18 protein-coding genes are annotated in these 18,307 nt (G+C 69.2%); 13 read left to right on the forward strand and 5 right to left on the reverse strand.

Features of this window, described 5'->3' with window-relative positions; translation table 11 throughout:
* Positions 1-7 precede the first annotated feature (7 nt).
* From KNO15_RS23205 to KNO15_RS20435, 13 genes are all read left to right on the forward strand, one after another.
* The gene (locus KNO15_RS23205; protein ID WP_278046605.1) at positions 8-1,771 is read left to right on the forward strand and encodes a type IV pilus twitching motility protein PilT; all 1,764 of its coding nucleotides are present in this window, start codon (positions 8-10) and stop codon (positions 1,769-1,771) included.
* The gene (locus KNO15_RS20380) at positions 1,771-3,000 is read left to right on the forward strand and encodes a type II secretion system F family protein (RefSeq protein ID WP_241705665.1); all 1,230 of its coding nucleotides are present in this window, start codon (positions 1,771-1,773) and stop codon (positions 2,998-3,000) included. Before KNO15_RS23205 ends, KNO15_RS20380 begins: the two co-directional genes overlap by 1 nt.
* A gap of 263 nt (positions 3,001-3,263) precedes the next feature.
* The gene (locus KNO15_RS23210) at positions 3,264-3,704 is read left to right on the forward strand and encodes a type II secretion system protein (protein WP_278046606.1); all 441 of its coding nucleotides are present in this window, start codon (positions 3,264-3,266) and stop codon (positions 3,702-3,704) included.
* 135 nt (positions 3,705-3,839) lie between these two features.
* The gene (locus KNO15_RS20390) at positions 3,840-5,240 is read left to right on the forward strand and encodes a type IV pilus modification PilV family protein (protein WP_241705667.1); all 1,401 of its coding nucleotides are present in this window, start codon (positions 3,840-3,842) and stop codon (positions 5,238-5,240) included.
* On the forward strand, positions 5,237-5,926 hold the full coding sequence (locus KNO15_RS20395; RefSeq protein ID WP_241705669.1) for a PulJ/GspJ family protein: 690 nt from the start codon (positions 5,237-5,239) through the stop codon (positions 5,924-5,926). The genes KNO15_RS20390 and KNO15_RS20395 overlap by 4 nt, the downstream gene beginning before the upstream one ends.
* A complete protein-coding gene (locus tag KNO15_RS20400; protein WP_241705671.1) occupies positions 5,923-7,815 on the forward strand; it encodes a hypothetical protein in 1,893 nt (630 codons plus the stop codon). The genes KNO15_RS20395 and KNO15_RS20400 overlap by 4 nt, the downstream gene beginning before the upstream one ends.
* Positions 7,812-8,657 carry a prepilin peptidase gene (locus tag KNO15_RS20405; protein ID WP_241705673.1) on the forward strand — a complete coding sequence of 282 codons (846 nt, stop codon included), beginning with the start codon at positions 7,812-7,814 and terminating at the stop codon, positions 8,655-8,657. The genes KNO15_RS20400 and KNO15_RS20405 overlap by 4 nt, the downstream gene beginning before the upstream one ends.
* 34 nt (positions 8,658-8,691) lie before the next feature.
* The gene (pilM, locus tag KNO15_RS20410; protein WP_241705675.1) at positions 8,692-9,741 is read left to right on the forward strand and encodes a type IV pilus assembly protein PilM; all 1,050 of its coding nucleotides are present in this window, start codon (positions 8,692-8,694) and stop codon (positions 9,739-9,741) included.
* 176 nt (positions 9,742-9,917) lie between these two features.
* Positions 9,918-10,610: a hypothetical protein gene (locus tag KNO15_RS20415; RefSeq protein WP_241705677.1), complete on the forward strand. Its 693-nt coding sequence runs from the start codon at positions 9,918-9,920 to the stop codon at positions 10,608-10,610.
* A gap of 5 nt (positions 10,611-10,615) precedes the next feature.
* Positions 10,616-11,338, forward strand: a complete 723-nt coding sequence (locus tag KNO15_RS20420; protein WP_241705678.1) for a hypothetical protein — start codon at positions 10,616-10,618, stop codon at positions 11,336-11,338.
* 108 nt (positions 11,339-11,446) lie between these two features.
* Positions 11,447-12,667: a hypothetical protein gene (locus tag KNO15_RS20425; protein WP_241705681.1), complete on the forward strand. Its 1,221-nt coding sequence runs from the start codon at positions 11,447-11,449 to the stop codon at positions 12,665-12,667.
* 43 nt (positions 12,668-12,710) lie between these two features.
* Positions 12,711-13,202, forward strand: coding sequence for a DUF6121 family protein (locus tag KNO15_RS20430; RefSeq protein ID WP_241705683.1), 492 nt, complete (start codon positions 12,711-12,713; stop codon positions 13,200-13,202).
* A 67-nt stretch (positions 13,203-13,269) separates the two neighbouring features.
* A complete protein-coding gene (locus KNO15_RS20435; protein ID WP_241705686.1) occupies positions 13,270-14,451 on the forward strand; it encodes a hypothetical protein in 1,182 nt (393 codons plus the stop codon).
* 36 nt (positions 14,452-14,487) lie between these two features.
* Here KNO15_RS20435 and KNO15_RS20440 read toward each other — a convergent pair whose 3' ends face one another.
* Genes KNO15_RS20440 through KNO15_RS20460 form a run of 5 tightly spaced genes read right to left on the reverse strand, consistent with a single transcriptional unit; the run spans position 14,488 to position 18,106 of the window.
* Positions 14,488-15,246 (reverse strand): WecB/TagA/CpsF family glycosyltransferase, encoded by a 759-nt coding sequence (locus KNO15_RS20440; RefSeq protein ID WP_241705687.1) that lies wholly within the window; start codon positions 15,244-15,246, stop codon positions 14,488-14,490.
* Complete coding sequence (locus KNO15_RS20445) at positions 15,243-15,929, reverse strand: sugar phosphate nucleotidyltransferase (RefSeq protein WP_241705689.1); 687 nt, start codon at positions 15,927-15,929, stop codon at positions 15,243-15,245. The genes KNO15_RS20440 and KNO15_RS20445 overlap by 4 nt, the downstream gene beginning before the upstream one ends.
* Positions 15,929-16,987, reverse strand: a complete 1,059-nt coding sequence (locus KNO15_RS20450; RefSeq protein ID WP_241705691.1) for a GHMP family kinase ATP-binding protein — start codon at positions 16,985-16,987, stop codon at positions 15,929-15,931. Before KNO15_RS20450 ends, KNO15_RS20445 begins: the two co-directional genes overlap by 1 nt.
* Positions 16,984-17,550: a D-glycero-alpha-D-manno-heptose-1,7-bisphosphate 7-phosphatase gene (locus KNO15_RS20455; protein ID WP_241705692.1), complete on the reverse strand. Its 567-nt coding sequence runs from the start codon at positions 17,548-17,550 to the stop codon at positions 16,984-16,986. Before KNO15_RS20455 ends, KNO15_RS20450 begins: the two co-directional genes overlap by 4 nt.
* The gene (locus KNO15_RS20460) at positions 17,528-18,106 is read right to left on the reverse strand and encodes an SIS domain-containing protein (RefSeq protein WP_241705694.1); all 579 of its coding nucleotides are present in this window, start codon (positions 18,104-18,106) and stop codon (positions 17,528-17,530) included. Before KNO15_RS20460 ends, KNO15_RS20455 begins: the two co-directional genes overlap by 23 nt.
* Positions 18,107-18,307: the final 201 nt, after the last annotated feature.

Raw genomic sequence — 18,307 nt, forward strand, 5'->3', positions numbered from 1 at the left:
AGGGCCCATGACAACGAACGACGAGAGCTGGGGCGGCTTCCCGCCGCCGACGGCGAAGCCGGTCTACGAGATCCCGGTGACACCCCCTGGCGCGACGGCGGGAGGCTGGAACCCGGGGACGGGTGTGCCGTTGAGCCCGCCGTCGTACTCTGCGCCGACGTTCGACTCACCCTCGCTGGCACCGCCCGTCTTCGACGCCCCGACCTACGCGGCCTCGACGCCGGACGTGGCCGAGCAGGTACCGGCGTACGGGTCGGCGGCGGGGTTCCCGCCGCCTGCGGCCGCTGACGCTCCCGTCGTCTCTGAGGCCCCCGCCTACGACTCTGCGGCGTACGCTGCGGCGACCGCCCCGTTCGCCTCGGCCGAGCCTGCGTACGACCCGCCCGCCTACGCCCCGCCGACTCCGTCGTCGGTCGTCTGGTCGCTCGACTCCGCGCCTCCGCCCGCCACACCGGTTCCGGCCACCGCGCCCGACGCGCCCGACCCCGTCCGCCGGCTCATCCCCGAGGGCCGCCGTGCCGCGGCGCCGTCGCCTGACTTCCAGATCCTCGAGCCGGTCGCCGCCCGCCCGGACGTCACCGAGATCGACGAGACCCTCACTCAGCCCGAGCGGGAGGCGCTCGAGAAGGCGGACAAGGAACTGGTCGCCGCCCTCCACGAGGTCGTGTTCCAGAAGGCGTCCGACCTCCACATCACCGTCGGCGCGGCTCCGACCATCCGCGTCGACGGTGGCCTGCGCCCGGCGGCGAGCACCGAGCCCTGGAACCACGACCGCACGCGCGAGGCCCTGATGAGCCTCCTCGACGACCGTCAGCGCCAGATCTTCGAGCGCGAGCACGAGCTCGACTTCGCGTTCACGATCTCGGCGAACTCCCGCTTCCGGGTGAACCTCTACCAGCAGCGCGGGTCGTACGGCGGTGCGTTCCGTCTCATCCCGACCGAGATCAAGCAGCTCGCCGCGCTGGGAGTCCCGGACGCCGTCGGCCAGTTCTCACAACTGCCGCGCGGCCTGGTGCTGGTCACCGGCCCGACCGGTTCGGGCAAGTCGACGACTCTGGCCGCGCTCATCGACCTGGTGAACAGCTCCCGCTCCGACCATATCGTGACGGTCGAGGACCCGATCGAGTTCATGCACGTGCACAAGAAGTCGATCGTGAACCAGCGGGAGGTCGGCCACGACACCCACAGCTTCGCGAACGCGCTCAAGCACGTCCTGCGCCAGGACCCCGACGTGATCCTGATCGGCGAGCTCCGCGACCTGGAGACCATCTCGGTCGCGCTGACCGCTGCCGAGACCGGCCACCTCGTCTTCGCGACGCTGCACACGCAGGATGCGCCGCAGACCATCGACCGCGTCATCGACGTGTTCCCTCCGCACCAGCAGGATCAGGTGCGCGCGCAGCTGGCCGGCACGCTTCAGGGGGTCGTCTCACAGACGCTCGTCAAGCGCGCGAGCGGCAGGGGCCGCGTCGTGGCCACGGAGATCCTGATGATGACCCCGGCCATCGCGAACGTCATCCGCGAGGGCAAGACCTACCAGATCGCCTCCATGATGCAGGCCGGCCGCGAATCCGGGATGCGCACGATGGATCAGCACCTGGCCGACCTGGTCAACTCGGGCGTCATCACCCGCCACGCCGCCGTCGAGAAGGCGCACGACGTGGAGGGCCTCACCCGCCTCATCCAGCGCGTCGAGTCGCCGGCGGAGTCGTCGGTCATGTCGAGCGGTCCGGACTTCGGCGACAGCTACTCGGGGACCGTGGTGCGCTGATGCCGGTCACCACGCCGTACAACTACAAGGGCAGGGACGCGGACGGGAAGATCGTCAAGGGCCGCGTCGACGCCGCCAGCGAAGCTGCTGTCGCCTCCCGGCTGCGCACCATGGGCCTGTCGCCCGTCGCCATCACGGAGGCTGCGGCCGGCACCGGCCTGAACCGGGAGATCAAGCTCGGCGGCGGCTCCGGCGTCAAGCTCAAGGACCTCGCGATCATGAGCCGTCAGATGGCGACGATGATCGGCGCCGGCCTGTCGCTGCTGCGCACGCTGAACATCCTCGCCGAGCAGTCGGCCAACAAGAAGCTCCAGGCCGTGCTCGGCGACGTGCGCGACCAGGTCGAGAGCGGAACGGCGATTTCAGAGGCGATGCGCAAGCATGCCCAGGTCTTCCCGCCGCTGATGATCAACATGGTGCGGGCCGGTGAGACCGGCGGCTTCCTCGACGGCGCCCTGGAGGCCGTCGCCGACAACTTCGAGAAGGAGGTCAAGCTCCGCGGCGCGATCAAGTCGGCGATGACCTACCCCGTCATCGTCCTGATCATGTCTCTTCTCGGCGTGCTGGCGATGCTGATCTTCATCGTGCCGGTGTTCGAGAAGATGTTCGCGGGGCTCGGCAAGCAACTGCCGGTGCCGACGGAGTTGCTGGTGATCCTCTCCCACCAGATGGTCTGGATCGGCCCGCTGATCGCGATCCTGGCCATCGCCTTCGCCCTGTGGTGGCCCCGGCACAAGAACGATGAGAACGTCCGTCGCCGTCTGGATCCGTTCAAGCTCCGCATGCCGGTCTTCGGCTCGCTGATCAAGAAGATCGCGATCGCGCGCTTCAGCCGCAACTTCGCCAACATGATCTCCGCCGGCGTGCCGATCCTTCAAGCCCTGCGAATAGTGGGGGAGACCAGTGGCAACTGGGTGATCGAGAACGCGCTCGTGCAGGTCGCGGAAGGCGTGAGGCAGGGCGAGTCGATCGCGACGCCGCTGAGCAAGCAGACGGTATTCCCGGCGATGGTGACCCAGATGGTCGCGGTCGGTGAGGACGCCGGCTCGCTCGACACCATGCTCGACAAGATCGCGGACTTCTACGAGCAGGAGGTCGAGTCGATGACCGAGCAGCTCACCTCGCTCATCGAGCCGCTCATGATCGCCTTCCTGGGCGTCATCATCGGTGGCATGGTCGTTGCGCTCTATCTGCCTATCTTCGGCATCGCGGGCGCCATCGGCGGCTGAAGTCCTGCGCACGGCTGAGCCGACATTCGTCCCGAGTGTCGGCTCAGCCCGCGCGCCCGAGGCGCTTCGCCGACAGGTTGCACCGCTGCCCCTCCGGCGAGGGACAAATATCACAACCCTCCCCAGTTCTGGGGTACGAAACGCCCACAAAACCCCTGCAACGGGGGATATTTCTCCGAATCTCCTGGCAAATATGGTCATCCCCGAAGCGGCAATCTCGCGCCGCTCACCCCGCACCATCACCCGACCGATTGGACACAGAAATGTACTTCCGTCTCATGGGCAAGCTCAACGCTCGCCGTCAGGGGCTGCTCGAGGAGGACGAGAAGGGTTTCACCCTGATCGAGCTCCTCGTGGTGGTCATCATCATCGGCATCCTCGCCGCGATCGCCATCCCGATCTACATCGGCGTTCAAAACAACGCGAAGGACGCGTCGGTCAAGTCTGACCTGGCCAACGCGAAGACCGCGACCGTTGCCTACTACACCGACCAGGGCTCCAGCGCCACACAGCCGGCTCTCACGTCCGCTGGACTCGGCAAGTATGGATTCACCTCGGGGACCGACACGATCAGCTGGGCATACTTCACCGGCTCCACCGCGACCTCGTTCTGCATCACCGCGGCGAGCAAGGACACCACGAACGTCTACCACATCGATTCCACCAACGGAACCGGGTCGGGAGCGTGCACCGCGCTTCCGTAGCCAGTGCAGCGAAGCGGGGCGCCGCGGCAGCAGCCGGCGCCTCGCTTCCGCACTACCGGCTTCGTCCCGCACCACCCGCCCCATCGCCAGCTCCATCGGCTGCACACCCCCGGACCCGACAAGGGAGGTGACCCCGTGAACAGCCTGCACCGCCCTCTGCTCCGCCGACTCGAACGCGATCGTGGGTTCACCCTCATCGAGGTCCTGATCGCCATGATGGTCTTCGGGCTCCTGTCCGTGCTCGTCGCTTACCTGCTGACGACCGCCATGACCCTCACCCGGTCGAACCGCTCGAGCGAGGTGGCCGCCAATCTCGCGGCCCAGGCCATCGACCAGGCCCGCTCGGCGACCAACGTCTTCAGCGTCGTCAGCGGCGTCACGACCACTACCGTCGATGGCACGACCTACACCGTCACCAAGTCAGCCGGCTGGCTGACCAACGCCGGCACCGCGTCCGACTGCGGCACGTCCGGCCTCCTGCAGAACAAGACCCTCAACGTCTCGGTCACCTGGTCCGGGATGCGTGCGGGCGCCGCTGCCGTGCAGGCGAGCACACTGCTCGCTCCGGCCGGACCGATCAACGACCCGACCACGGGGACGATCATCGTCCACGCCCGCAATGCCGCCGGTGTAGGTGTCCCCGGCATTCCGATCGCCGTCGCGGTCGACGGCTCGGTCACACCCAACACGGCGACCACCGTGAGCCCCGCGCCTTCCGCCACCGATGTCGACGGCTGCAGCTACGTGCTCAAAGTGGTGCCCGGCGCGTACATCGTCACGATCGGCTCGTCGGGTGACGGCCGGATCAGCAGCGACCAGCAGCAGCCGCTCAAGGTGAACGTGCCCGTGACCGCGGGACAGTCGTCCGTGCTCGACAAGCAGTACGACACAGCGGCTACTCCGAAGCTCACGCTGGCGCCCGGTGCACCCGCGACGACGATGTTCCCGACCAATCTCACCGTCACCTACGTTCCGCAGGGCGATGCCTACACCACCCAGGTGACCAAGACGACCGTATCCGGCGTGACGACCACGAGCACCCCGCTCTTCCCGTACTCCTCGGGCTACCAGGCGTTCGCCGGCTCGTACACCACGCCAGGAACGGCCACAGGTGCCGCCCCGATCTGTCTCTCGGTCGATCCCGAGCGCTGGACCATTCCGAACGCCAGCGGGCACGTCGGCATCCGCTCGGACCCGATCATCCAGGTCACGCCGGGCTCGCTCGGCACGGTGACGATGAAGCTGGTCACCGTCACGACGTCCAGCACGTGGCTGGTCGCCGTCAGCGCGGTCGCATCATCGTCCATCGGCGACCCGGGATGCGCGACCGGGATGCGCATGAACTTCGCTCAGTCTTCGGGCAACTCCGCGACCATCGCGTTGCCCTACGGCAGCTGGACCCTCTACGCGCTCAGCAACTCGGGCGACGCGCTCACCAGCGGGGCACTCGTCCCGTCGTCGAAGATCGCGCTGCCCACCGGGAGCCCGGCCTTCACCGGCGCGAACACGTTCACGCTCGATCCGAGGGCGCCATGATCCGACTGGGTAGGCTCCTCCGGTCCCGCGTCACGCAGGGGCGCGACGCAGGTCTCTCGCTGATCGAACTCCTCGTCGCCATCGCGCTCACCACCGTGGTGATGGGACTCGCCGTCTCGCTGTTCGTGGTCGCGACGCACACGGTGAGCCTGTCCCAGTCGATCGACGGCGGGACGCGGCAGGCCTCCAACGGGATGAACCAGGCGGCCCGCATGATCCGCGCGGCGACGCCCGACCCGCTCGCGAATCCGATCGTCGGCGGACAGCAGAGCGATCCGGCGATCATCAAGGCTGCCCCGATGTTGATCTCGTTCTACGCCTACGTGAACCTGAGCGGAGGGGAGTCTCCGGTGCTGGTCACTTACGACGCGACATCCGGAGCGCTGGTGGAGAAGCAGCAGGCGGCGTTGACGGCGGTGGCCGGCGTCAATGGCCACTGGGACTTCGTCCCCCTGAACGCGGCCACGACACGCTCGCTCTGCAACTCGATCCCGTCTACCACCACGGTGTTCCGCTACTTCGACAAGACCGGCACCGAACTCCTCCCAGCGAACCTGACGACGTGGCAGGCGCGTGCGGCTATCACCTCGGTACAGGTCACCATCACCATCCAGCCGACGGGGGCAGCCAGCGCAGTGACGCTGACCAACACCATCGGCATGGCCAACATCGGATCGGGGTCGTGATGCTCACCCTTCTGAACAGGCGCCTTCGCAGACTCCGATCGTCCCGCGAGCGCGGCGTCGCACTGGCGATGGTCGTCGGCATCGCCGCCGTTCTGCTGCTCCTGGTGGCGACGACGATGTCGTTCTCGGTCTCCGGTCTCGTCCGGTCCAACCACGACGCCGACTGGGACGCCGCGATGTCGGCCGCCTTCGCCGGCATCGGCGAATACCAGGGCCGGCTTACCAACGACCCCAGCTACCAGCAGTACGGCAACCCGAACTCACCGTTCACCATCGCGAACAACTCGCAGGGCACGGTGACCCTGCCCACAGGCGCGAACGCCAATCCGGCCTTTGTGGTCACCAATGGCGGTTCGTGGGCCCCGGTGCCGCTCACCGACGGACTTCCCGCGAACGCCTCCTACCGCTACGAGGTCGACAACTCCAAGTACGCCAGCAACGGCATCCTGCACATCCGTGCGACCGGGAAGGTCGACAACGTCACCCGCAGCGTCGTCGCGAACATCAAGCAGACCGGGTTCACCAACTACGTCTACTTCACCGATTACGAAGAGCTCGACCCGGCGCTCAACGGTGGCGGCTGTCCCAAGGCCTACGCGTGGTCGGGGACCAGCCGCCCGACGGGCTGCCTCATCAACTTCGTGGCCGGCGACACCTTCGACGGCCAGGTGCACTCGAACGACACCCTGAACATCTGCGGCGGCACGTTCAAGCAGAAAGTCTCGACCGCGAACCCCAACCGCAATTCCCTGGGAAATCTCTACTCGCAGACCAACTGCTCCGGCACGCCGGTGTTCAATGCAGGTGCGCCCGTCAACTCCGCGCTCATCACCATGCCGCCGCCGCAGGCCCAGCTCGATCAGGTGCGCACCGACATCCCGGCCAGGGTGCCCGTTCCTGGCTGCCTCTACACCGGGCCGACGAAGATCACCTTCCTGATCTCCGGCGGCATCGCGTCCATGAACGTCATCTCGCCCTGGACCGTGAAGACGCAGATCAATCCGACCGCCACCCCGCCGAGCGGGACGACTCCCACGTTCTGCGGCAAGCCGGGTGTTCCCGGCGCCTCGGCGGCGGCGAACGCGAACACTCTGGCCGACCTCACCAACGGCGTCACCATCCCGATCGGTTCGCCGTCGCAGATCTTCAACAACCTCGCCTATGTGCAGAGCGTGCCGACCACATCGACCGACCCGAACTACTGGTCGACTTCGGCCTCGCCCAACGCCAACACCCTCAAGTGCGTCGGCGCCGACAACACGAGCACGGGCAATGGGATCGGCTATCCGATCGCCAACGAGATCGTCTCCACCTATGCCCCGTACAACTGCCGGGCAGGCGATGTGTTCGTGCAGGGCGCCATGCACGGCGCGATGACGATCAACGCGGACCACTTCGTCTGGATCACCGGGAAGCTCGTCTACAGCGACCCCGCCAACGACATCCTCGGCCTCGTCGGCGCCGGTGCGGTCTGGGTGTGGGACCCGCAGGTCTGCACGAACCCGACGCCGTTTCCGACGGCGCGCAACACGACCTGCAGCTCGAGCAAGGACTATGTGACGTGGGAGTCGACGTCGTCCAGCGGCAACTGCGCTCGTACGATCAGCGCCGCGATCCTGTCGAACTATCACAGCTTCGAGGTGCACAACTACGCGTCCGCTTCGTACGCCGGGTATCTCTGCGTCACCGGCTCGATCGCCCAGGAGTACCGCGGCCCCGTCGGCACCGGATCGGGCTCGTCCGGCTTCCTCAAGCGTTACAGCTACGACACCCGCTTGCTCAACTCGCCTCCGCCCAAGTTCCCGACACCGCGCACCACGTCGTTCAACGTGGCGACCGAGATCGAGGTCAAGACGGCCTTCTCGGCGACGGGAGCGCCGCTGTCATGACCCTTGCGCTCTTCGCCATCGCCGTCGGCTTCGTCGCCGTGTTCGGCGCGCTCATCGGCTCGTTCCTCAATGTCGTCGTCTACCGCATCCCTGCCGGGCGCTCGATCGTGTCGCCGCCGAGTGCGTGCGGCAGCTGCGGCACCGAGGTCAAGCCGTACGACAACATCCCGGTGGTGTCGTGGCTGCTGCTGCGCGGACGGTGCCGGTCCTGCCACAGCGCGATCTCGCCGCGCTACCCTCTGGTGGAGGGCGCGACCGCGATCGCGTTCGCCCTCGTCGCCTGGTGGTTCTGGGCCGGCCCGCAGGCACCCGCCGAGCACACCGGCACCGCGCTCGCCGCCGGCGTGCTGGAGGTCGTCGCGTACCTCTATCTCGCCGCGATCAGCATCGCCCTCGCGCTCATCGACCTCGACACCCACCGGCTGCCGAACGCGATCGTGCTGCCCTCCTACCTCGTCGGAGCGGCCCTGCTCGGCACGGCAGGCGTGCTCACGGGCGACTGGGCTGCGCTGCTCAGCGCGGCGATCGGCGGTGTCGTGCTCTACGCGCTCTACCTGCTGCTCGCCCTCGTCTATCCCGGCGGGATGGGTTTCGGCGATGTCAAGCTCGCCGGCGTGCTCGGGATCTTCCTGGGCTACCTCGGCTGGGGACCGCTGATCGTCGGTGGCTTCGCGGCGTTCGTCCTCGGTGGCGTCTTCGCCCTGGTGCTGGTCGCCGCTCGTCGAGCGCGGAAAGGCAGCGGCATCCCCTTCGGCCCGTGGATGCTGGCCGGGGCTTGGCTCGGCATCCTCGCCGGCCCCACGATCTGGAACGCCTACCTGGCGCTCCTCGGACTCGCGTGAACGCACGAGAAGCACAGAAGTAAAGGAGGACAGCATGGCACGCAGCATCGTCGGAATCGACATCGGCAGCACGTCCATCCGCGCCGTGGAGCTCGCCGATCCGCATAAGCCGAGACCCACGCTCCTGCGTCACTCCGAGGTGCCGCTGCCTGACGGCGCGGCCAGCCGCGGCGAGGTCCTCGAGCCCAACACGGTCGCTGCGAGCCTGCGCCGGCTGTGGCACCAGGGCGGCTTCAAGAGCAAGGAGGTCGTGCTCGGCATGGGCAACCAGCGTGTGCTCGCGCGCGACCTGACAATGCCGAGGATGTCGCAGATCCGCATTCGCGAGAGCCTGCCGTTCCACGTGCAGGACATGCTCCCGGTGCCGGTCGCCGACGCCCTCCTCGACTTCTACCCGGTCTCCGAAGAGATCGGCGACACCGGGCCGGTGGTCAACGGCCTGCTGGTCGCAGCGGTCAAGGAGGCCGTACTCGGCAACGTGAAGGCAGCGACTCTGGCCGGACTCACGGCGATCGACGTGGACCTCCTGCCGTTCGCGGTGTCACGCGCCCTGGTCACCCGCACTGGCCAGCGGGGAACCGTCGCCCTCATCGACATCGGCGCGAACACCACCAGCGTGGTCGTCCTCACCGACAACGTCCCGCAGTTCGTCCGGATCATCCCCGCGGGCGGCGCCGAGCTCACGCAAGCGCTGCGTGCCGGGCTGGAGGTCGCGCCGGGGGAGGCCGAGCGCATCAAGTCGACCATCGGCCTGGCCAAGCAGGTGTCGAGCCCGCAGGAGCAGCAGGCGGTCGAGATCATCTACCGGGTCACCGGCGAACTGCTCACCAGCCTCCGCAACACGGTCAGCTACTTCGTCAACACGCGCCCCACCACTCCGGTCGAGAACGTCGTGCTCACCGGCGGCGGCGCCCAGCTTCCCGGGCTCGCCGACGCGCTGAGCGAGATGACCCGGCTGCCGGTCGCGGTCGGGGACCCCTTCCACTCCGTCGCCTTGTCGCGTCACCTCGATGCCACAGTCCTTCGGCAGAACAGGTCGACGCTCTCCGCGGCGGTCGGCCTCGCACTCGGGAGCGCAGCATGAGCCTCATCACACGGCGTCCGAGGGGCGCGGACGACGCCGACGAGAACGCACAGAGACGAGGCAAGGGAGCCGGCGCGACGAAGCAGGCGAAGACTGCGCGCGGAGTCAAGTCGCAAAAGGCCCCGAAGGGCCGCGCATCCTCGGTCGAGCCGAAGGCGCCCGGAGCGTCACAGGGCGTGAACAGCCCAGCCCCGAAGAAGCAGTTCGCCTCCGGCCCGCGCCAGGAAGGACTGGCCGTCGGTGCAGAGCCGCGGGTCGACCTCCTGCCGCCCGAGGTTCGGGCGGAACGACGGAATGCGCGCACGAGGCGCGGCTTCGGCTGGGGTGTGATGGCCGTCCTCCTCGTCGTGCTGGCCGCGACCGGCGGCGCGTTCAGCCTCAACGTGCTGTCGCAGGCCAAGCTGCTCGCGGCTCAAACCGAGACCACCTCCCTCTTCGCGCAGCAGAAGCAATACGCGCCCGTGCGCGACGTGCAGAAGCAGGTGGCGCTCGCGCAGGCCGCTCAGCAGGCCGGCGTGTCGACCGAGATCGATTGGAAGGCCTTCCTGGACCAGGTCGGTGCCGCCCAGCCGGCCGGACTCGAGCTCGCGTCAGTCGCCGTGGACTCCTCCGCACCGACGGCGATCTACCCGCAGTCGACCGATCCGCTCCAGGGGCCGCGTGTCGGCACCGTCATGGTGGTCGGTACCAGCGCCGCGCTGCCCGATGTCCCCGCGTGGGTCGGGGTTCTGCAGAAGATCCCCGGAGTCGTCGACGTCGTCCCCGGCACCGTCGTCCTGGACGACGTGAAGAACATCTACAAGGCGACGGTCACCATCCACGTCTCAGCCGCGCTCTACACCAAACGCTACGAGCCGAAGGGCAAGTGATCACGATGGACAAGACCCGCCTCTGGATCATCGGCTCCGTGCTGGCCATGGTCGTCGTCGCCGCGCTCGGTTGGGTGCTCGGCATCCAGCCGCAGCTCGACCAGTCGGCGGCCGCCGACGCGCAGACGCTCCAGGTCGACAGCACCAACGCGTCGAGCCAGATCGCCCTGAACAAGCTGAAGAAGGACAGCGAGTCGCTGCCCGATCTGAAGTCGCAGCTCACGGCGGTGCAGTCATCGATCCCCGCGGAGGCGCAGACCCCGGCGTTCATGGATGAGCTCACGGCCCTCGCCACAGCGAACGGACTGACGGTCACCGCGTCGCAGATCACCGATGGCGCGGGGTTCGTCCCTCCGGCGAACCCGGCGGCGCCGGCTCCGGCAGCGACGGCTTCGGGGAGTGGATCGACGGCCACACCCACGCCCGCGCCGTCGTCGACCCCTTCCCCTGCACCGACTCCGGCGCCCACCGCGGTCCCGGGAATGCCGCCGGCGGTCAGCCCCCTCGTCACGAAGGACGTCTTCACCGTGGTCCCGGTCTCGGTCACCGTCCGTGGCGCCTACCCGAATATCGTCGCATTCGTTGCGGCGGCTCAGAAGGGGCAGCGCCTCTTCCTGGTGAATGGGATCGACGTCGGCCCCGCAGCAACGGGCCCCGGGTTCGACGGCAAGGTGAGCGGTTTCATCTACGTACTCAATCCCTCGACACAGGCGGCCCCCGCCAAGTAGCCCCGACCGGCCCCACCCCGGCCCGCCCTCCCTCGACTTCGGCACCCCCGTTGCTACAGTGGGCACCACTTACAGGTGCCCACTGGGGGCGGAGCGAGGAGCGCCAGCATGAGCGACACGACACCGGAACCCGCTGAGAAGCGGGACGACGCAGGGCCGGACGCGCCCCACGTCGAGCCGGCAACCGCGCCCGCCGCCTCGGCCGCCGCCGAGTCTGCCCAGCCCGCCGAGAACGCGGAGAACGCCCAGCCCGCCGAGAACCCCGAGCCCGCTCAGAACACCGAGCGCGCGGCAGCCCCCTCCGCCGCCGAACCCCACGACACCGACCCCGACATGGCCGCGCCACCGTCGAGCCCCGTCTCCGCCCGCGGCCACGTCAACCGCCCGGCCGACGCGAGCGCGCCGGAGACTCCGGAGGTCCCCGTGGCTGCGGCGCCCGCCGCGCCTGCCCCGACGATCGAGCCCGAGCCCGTCACGGCCTCCGACGCCGACATCGCCGCCGCCGTCGCCCGCACGAACGGCGAGCCCGGCGCGACCGCCGCCGGCGACGCGACCGTGGACACCGCGTCTCCTGCGCAGGCGGCAGCGCCCGTCATCATCGCGGGGGAGGCCGCCCAGCAGCAGACGCAGCAGGCCGCCGCTCAGGCTCCCGCCGCCGCCACGGCCGCCTACGCCGCCCAGCCGGGCGAGGCGACCTGGGCTCCCGAGCCGGCCGCCGCGCCGCCGATCGCGCCGCAGCCGGTCGCCCCGATCTTCCTGCAGCGTCCCGAGCCGCCCAAGCGCAAGAGCAATCGTGGCGTCGGCATCCTCATCGCGCTTGTGGGGACGGTGCTGTTCGCCGTGCTCTGGGCGGTCGCCGTCGTCGTTGTCGGGGCGATGCTGACGCCCAGCAGCGACTTCGTCCCGTCGCTCATCCAGTTCTTCACGAGCCGTTCGGCCGGGTGGGCTCCGATCATCGCCTTCTTCGTGGGCACGGTCGTGCTGATCCAGATCATCAACCGTGCGCGCTGGTGGGCGTACATCCTCGGTGGGCTCTTCGTCGCGATCTTCGTCTACCTCGTCTACATCGGCGCCGTGCTGATCGACAACGACTTCTTCCGCCGCAACGCGGACGAGCGCCAGATCCTGCTCAACCAGGTGTGGGTCGCGCCGTTCGCGGTGCTGGCGGGCGTCATCGCCCGGGAGGTCTCCATCTGGACCGGCGCCTGGCTCGCCGCGCGGGGCCGCAAGCTCAAGGCGCGCAACGCGGAGGCGCAGGCCGATTACGAGCAGCAGGTCGCCGACGCTCAGAACCAGGCCGCCAACGCCTACGCGCAGCAGGGATACTGAGCGGCCCGCTGCCGGAGCACGAGCCGAGGAGCACAGAGCACCGATGCGTGACGAGCGCGCCTACGCCATCGTGGTCGCCTGCTTCGCGGCAGGCCTCTACCTGGCCCTCCTCGTCGCCGCCTTCGGACTGATCTCCCTCGCCACCGACACCGAGGTGATCGCCGACCCCGCCGCCGGCCCGCTGGTCGGGCCGATCATGACCGGCGCCGCCGTCGCCGTCCTCCTGGTGGCGCTGATCGTCACCGGCACGCGGGTGCCCGGCGACCAGCAGCGCATCGCGCCGCTCACCGCGATCGGCGTGGGGGTCGCCTGCTACCTCGCGTACTGCGTCGCCGGGGGAGTGGCCGGCGCGTTCGTCGCCGGCGACGTCCTCCACTTCGTGCTGTTCGCTCTGGGCCAGCTGGGCAGTGTGTACGCCATCACCGTCGGCATCGCCGCGTTCCTCGTCACGCTGCTCTACCAGCTGGTCCTCGTCGGCCGGTTCCGTCAGCGCGGTCGCCCGCGTTGGCCCTGGGAGCACGACGACGAGGAGTGACCCGAACGGGTGGACGCAGCGGTCCACCCGGGTCGATACACTGCGGAAGCAGACCCGAGAGGAACTCATGGACGACGCACCAGACCTCGCCCCCGCTCCCGCGACGGAACCCGAGCAGACTCCGGCATCGGCATCGACACCGGCATCGACCCCGACCCCGGCACAGCCACTGGCGCTCGCCCAGCCACCGGTCCAGCCTCCGGCGCCCGCGAAGCGGTCCTCCGACCACGTCCCGCGCTGGGTCTGGGCGATGATCGCGGCCGTGACGCTCCTCACCACAGCCGCGGGAGCGACCCTCTCGATCACGGCGATCGCCGCGCTGCAGAACCTTCCGCGCACCGTCGTCGCCCAGTACCTGAGCGATCTCGAGCACGGCAGGGCGGAGGCCGCGATGAAGCTGGCCGGCATCCGCCCGAACGCGAGCGACGTTCTCCTCTCCGACGCCGCCTACGCCAAGATCACCGACCGCATCCGCAGCTTCACGCTGCAGCCGGCGGTGACCCGCGGCTCGAAGACCACCGTCAAGGCGACCATCACGCAGGGCGACCGTACCTATCAGCGGTCGTTCGCCGTCGAGCCGTCGGGCGGCCTCCCCGGGTTGCCGTTCTGGACGCTCGCACCCATCACCCCCGACACGGTGGACCTGAAGGTCAACGGCCCCGCCGGGCTGACGTACACCGTCGCGGGCAAGCACCCGCAGAGCATGCCCATCGGCACCGCCGTCACGCTGCGCGCGCTTCCGGGGACCTACCCGGTGAAGTTCAGCTCCTCGAACGAGAACTTCGAGGTCTGGAACGCCGACGTCACCGCGGCGCCCGCCGGCGGGTACCTGAGCCCCACCGAGTTCAACGCGAGGCTCTCGTCGGCTGGCGATGCGGCGGGGCGCCGGGCCATCGACGCGTGGCTCGATGCGTGCGTGGCGTCCACCGAGGCGGACCCCAAGAACTGTCCGTTCTATACCTTCTCGCAGCTGCCGGGCGTCACCATCACCGACGTGCACTGGCACCTCGGCACCCGTCCGATCGTCGACCTCAACCCCGAGTGGAACTCGGACGGCTGGGAGGTCTACGCCGACAGCGGCAGCGTGAGCGGCGACGTCGATCTGCTGCGCAGCTCCGACGGCGCCACCGGAACGGGCACGATCGATTCGATCCCGGTCGCCTTCGCCGGCCTCCTTACGTTCGACGGCAGCGGTCCGCTCTTCGTGCCCCTCTACACCGACGGAAACCAGCCTCAGAGCGGCGCCTGAGCCCGGCGGCGCGAGTTCCGCACCGACCGTTCCGCCTCAGCGCCGCCGCCGCAGCCGCTCGCCGACCGCGACGGGCACCATTCCCACGAGCCACGGGAGATCCTGCAGGAGGTAGCGCTTCACGAGGCGTGACGGGTCCTGCTTCATCCGCCATACCCACTCCAGGCCGACCGCGCGCATGAAACGCGGTGCCCGGGGGAACTGTCCTGTGTTGATCTGAGCGGCCGCTCCCGCCCCGATGAACACGATGTCGGGATGCCGCTCGTGGAGCGCGAGCATCAGGTACTCCTGCTTCGGGAATCCGAGGCAGGTGAAGACGATGTGCGGGCGGAACTCCGCGAGGAACGCGTCGCCTGCCTCGACGAGCAGCGGGCTGCCCGTCTCGGCCACGGGCAGGTCGCCCCCGCGGACGTTGGGGTGCCCGTGGTCGCGATAGAACCGCTCGGCCTCGTCGGACGCCGCACCGATCACCCCGATCCGGAGGTCCTGTGTGCCCGGATGCGCGATGAGGGCGTTCATCAGGTCGGTCCCCGCCACGCGGGGGAAGGCTCCTTTGCCGGCGATCCGGAGCAGCCATGTGAGCGGCACGCCGTCGATCGGCCAGAAGGCGGCCTCCTTCTCGAGACGAGGGAGCCCGACCGTCCGCAGGTAGCGCGAGGTCGCGACGTTGGAGGGCACGACGATGCCGCCCGACCCGGTCTGCGCGAGGTCCAGGACGCGCAGGACGGCGTCGTGGAGGTCGGCACGGTCCAGGCGCAGGCCGCCGAGTGTGGCACGTTGCAGCGCGATCGTCATGGTCGGACCTCCGTGAAGTGCAGGTCGGCGGCGCGGTAGTCCGCCGGGACGCCGATGTCGAAGAACGTGGGACCGCACAGGAGGTAGCGGGGCGCCACCTCCGCCAGGTGCGGTTCGAGGAAGTCGCGCTCGAACGACGAGGCGCCCCGCGGCAGCCCGTCGACCACGGAGCGCTTCAGCGCGTAGACGCCGGCGTTGATGAGTCCGGGGCCGGCGGCGCCCTTCTCGCGGAAGGCCGTGACGACGTCGCCCGCGACCTCGACCCGGCCGAAGCGGCCGGTGTCGGCGACCTCCACGAGCGCCATGACGACCGGCGCCGCGTCGAGGCCCGCGCGCAGGGCGACGAGGTCGGCGTCGACGAACGTGTCACCGTTGACGAGGACGAACTCCGCGGCCAGCAGCGGGGCGGCGTTCGCCAGCGCGCCGCCCGTACCGAGCGGGCTCGGCTCCACGCTGTAGCTCACCGGGACCCCGCGGTGGTCGTCGCCCACGTGGTCGCCGATCGCGGCCGATCCGTGCCCGGTGAGCAGCACGATGTCGTCGGCGCCGCGGTCGATCGCCCAGTCGAGCAGATGGTCGAGGAACGGCCGCCCGGCGATGGGGGCGAGGGGTTTGGGGAGTCCGGCGGGGATGGAGCCGCTGAGCCGCGTGCCCAGGCCGCCGGCGAGGATCGCGACCTGCATCACCGGTGCTCCGGTTCCGGCGCGCGCCAGCTCTCCGCGCCGTGTTTCGTGAAGTGACAGGTCATCACCTGGCCGCCGCACTCCGACTCGAGGCTGCGGGCGAGCTCGAACCGGCGCGCGGGGTCGACCAGGAGCAGGATGAAGCCGCCGCCGCCCGCTCCCGACACCTTGCCGGCGAGCATGCCGTGCTCGTCGGCGATGCGGTACGCCTTCTCGATCGCGGGGGTGCTGATCTGCGAGGCGAGACGCTTCTTGGCCTCCCAGGTGCCGCGCATGGTGGAGGCGAGAGCCGGGAGGTCGCCGACGAGGAGGTGGTCCTTCATGGCCTCCGCCTCTGCTTTCAGCAGGTGTGTCGCCTCGATCGCCCCGCTGTCCCCGGCGACGACGTTCCGCTGCTGCTCCGCGATGACGGCGGCGGAGCTGCGCGAAACGCCGCCGAAGTAGAGGAGCAGGGATGCCTCGAGCTCCGTCATGACCTCGCGGCGGACGCGGAGCGGGTTGACGACGATCCGGCCGCCCGGCCGCGACTCCATGTAGTTGAAACCGCCGAAGGTCGCGGCGTACTGGTCCTGCCAGCCTCCCGCGAGGGCGAGGTCCTCGCGTTCGATCTCCCAGGCCAGGCGCGCGATCTTGTACTGGCCCAGCGAGGTCTGCAACAGCTCGGCCAGCGCGGTCACGAGCGCGACGACCAGTGTCGAGGAGGAGCCGAGACCCGAACCGGGAGGTGCGTCGACCTGCGTGGAGAGCCGGACGGGCAGCCGGACGCCGCCGTTGAACTCGTCCATCATCCGTTTGTAGGCGGCCACGTGGAGGCCGAACCCGTCGAGCAGGGTGTCGATGTCGCCGACGTCGGCCTCGCCCGCCGTCTGCCGGTCGGGGGAGTGGAACTCCACGCCGGACTCGATCAGTGTCGCGTAAGCGTAGGCGTACTTGTCGATGGTCGCGTTGAGGATGCGCCCGCCGTAGGTGTCGGAGTACGGGGACACGTCCGTTCCGCCCCCGGCGAGCCCGAGGCGGAGGGGAGCGCGGCCGCGCACGGTTGTCGAGCTCGGGTTCACGGCGTCACGTCCCTTGCGTAGTCGAGGAGTGTGGGGAAGCGGAAGTCGGCGTCGACCCCGGTCGTGGCGGGGTCCGAGCCATCATCGATCAGCACGCGGAGGCATCCGCCGGTCGCAGCGGCCAGGTTCTGCGCCATTCCCATGTCGGACGGGGAGTCGCCGACCATGACGGAGCGGGCCGGATTCACCTCGCGATTCACCGCGAGCCAGGAGAGCGCGAGTCCGGGACGCGGCTTGCGGCAGGGGCACTCGTCGGTCTCCAGGTGCGGGCACACCCGGATCGCATCGATGCGGGCACCGACGATCGCGACGTCTTCGAGCAGCCTGGTGTGGATGCGATCCAGGTCGTCCTCTGCGATCAGTCCGCGACCCACCCCGCGCTGGTTGGTGACGATCACGATCCGGGGCGCCCACTCGGAGAGCAGGCGAAGCGCCTGGAGCGCACCGGGGAGGTACTCCCACTGCCGCGTCGTCCGCACGTAGTCGCCGACTATCCGGCGGTTGATGACGCCGTCGCGGTCGAGGAAGAGGCACCACGGCTCACGCGGCGGCGAAGAGGTCATGCTCGACGCGCTCCGAGATCGCGTGGATGAAGACGATGTGCGACTCCTGGATGCGCCCGGTGTCCGACGACGGCACGTTCAGCAGGAGGTCCGCGTGCTCGCGCAGCGCGCCGCCGGACTCGCCCGTGAAGGCGACGACCGTCGCGCCCTTGTCGTGCGCCGCCTTCGCCGCCCGGATGATGCTCTCGGAGTCGCCTGAGGTGCTGATCGCGACGAGCACGTCCTCCGGGCGGATGGAACCCTCCAGTGCGCGGGCGAACACGCTCTCGTAGTCGTAGTCGTTCGCCACGGCGGTGAGGTGGGACGCGTTGCCGTGCAGGGCCTCCGCGGCCAGCGGCGGCCGGTCGAAGATGAAGTGACCGCTGAGCTGCGCGGCGAAGTGCTGTGCGTCGGCGGCGCTCCCGCCGTTGCCGCAGAAGTAGGCCCTGCCTCCGGCGCGATACGAGCGCACCATGGCCGCGGCGATCTCGTCGCCGACGGCGAGCAGTCGCCTGTCGTCGATGATGCGGGTCTTGACCGCGATGGTCTCGGTGAGGATCTGTTCGATGCTGCGCATGGCGGCCCCTTCTCTCGGCGTCGGATGCCGGGAGTGTATACCGCTCTGACATACCGGATCTGAGCAGAGGAATGCCCGCAGGAAGGGTGATGTCGCCCGGGTTTCGCCGTCCGCGGACAGGGCGCTAGCACGGCCGCTCTCATTTGACCGACCACCGCGCGGACGATAGTATTTATCGGGTGTGCGCTCTGTCGCGCGCTT

The sequence above is a fragment of the Leifsonia shinshuensis genome (assembly GCF_022606355.1).
GTDB lineage: Bacteria > Actinomycetota > Actinomycetes > Actinomycetales > Microbacteriaceae > Leifsonia > Leifsonia shinshuensis_B.